Here is a 1,390-nt window from a genome sequence, read left to right as displayed (position 1 = left end):
CGGGACGTGGATCAGGTGGGCGCGGATGGTGGCCCAGCGGGCCTTGGCGTGGCGGGTATCGGCCAGAGCGCCCAGGGCGCGGGCGAGGTTGAACGCCATCGCGGTCAGCGCGAGCCAGGCGCCGTTGGCGGTGAACTTTCCCGACGGGGCGTGGGCCAGCGGGCCGTCTTTGAGTTCGGCGAAGACCTGCTCGACCAGGGCGTGATCACGGTGCGCCCGGTCGGCATCGACGGTGCTCAGGGTCGAGTTCGTGATGAACGCGTGGAAGCGCCAGGTCGTGAACAACTCGCCCTGGTCTTTGGCGGCCTCGCCATTGCGGCGCCGGACTCGGCGTACGACCAGGCGACACGTGACTTTCTTCTTCTCGCCTGTGGACTTGAACGCCACGTACGGGATCTCCGCGACCTGCGCGTCGCTGATCAACTCACCGGTCTCGGGGTCGGCGACCGCCCGTGGGTAGGTGATCGGCGTCCACGCCGAATCCGCGATCTTGGTGATCGCGGCCTGGACCGCGACGTCTTGACGTGCAGTGATCGAGAACCACGACCCCCCGGCCCGGGCCGCGGCCACCGTGGCCTGGCTGTAGTACGCGCTGTCAGCGCGCACCATCAACCGCCCACCCTGACCGCCCTTGCCGCTGCCGGTGGTCGGGACGCCGCACGCCGTGGCGACCTTTCGTGCCGCGCGGATCAACGCCGCGGCCCCGCTGCCGCTGGAGGCGTTCCCCTCCCGCAGCCGCGTCGCGGCGATCACCGGCGCCGCGACCGGGGTCGACAGCGTCGCGATCTGCGCGTTCAGACCCTTCAGGCCGGTGTAGCCATACGCCGCACCCTCCTTGGCGTACCCATGGACCTCGCGGATCGTGTCATCGATATCCAGATACGTGATCGCGCCCGCCCCCGCCAACAGCGCCGGGACCCGAGCCGTCAACCCCACCAGGAAATCACCGCTGACAGCGCCCAGCTGCCGCACGTGCTTGGGTTTGAACGCCCGCAGGAACGTCCCCAGCGTCGAGGGTGCGCGCACACCGCAGAACACCCGGCCCATCCCGCCATGACGCAGCACGTCCAGATCATCGATGCTGTCTGCCCCGGCCAGCATCCCCGCCACCACGCACGAGGCCTTCACCGCCGCCGACGGCGAGTTCACCCCCAACCGCTGCGCCAGCACCTCACTCAAGCCGGCCGATTCGGCCAACATCAACCCCGGCGCAAGCCCCGCCACGCCGATCAGATTCTCCTCATCGAAAACGGTCGACAACCTCTGGCACACTTGCATCCCGTAGATGCCCCTCTGACAACGGCCCGATGAACCCTGAACAAGTCCATCCTGCCTGATCAAGGGGCATCTACTCGTTCACGCCACGCTCCACCACCGGTGGATCCAGGCT

1 protein-coding gene is annotated in these 1,390 nt (G+C 68.4%); it reads right to left on the bottom strand.

Translation table 11 applies throughout. The features are described from left to right. Positions 1-1,278: IS1380 family transposase (locus tag KILIM_RS21830; protein WP_006594940.1), on the bottom strand; the 1,278-nt coding region annotated here is incomplete at its 3' end. Positions 1,279-1,390 lie beyond the last annotated feature (112 nt).

Origin of the sequence: Kineosphaera limosa NBRC 100340 (genome assembly GCF_000298215.1) — a bacterium.
GTDB classification, from domain to species: Bacteria; Actinomycetota; Actinomycetes; order Actinomycetales; family Dermatophilaceae; genus Kineosphaera; species Kineosphaera limosa.
This window is presented reverse-complemented; position numbering and strand designations above follow the sequence as displayed.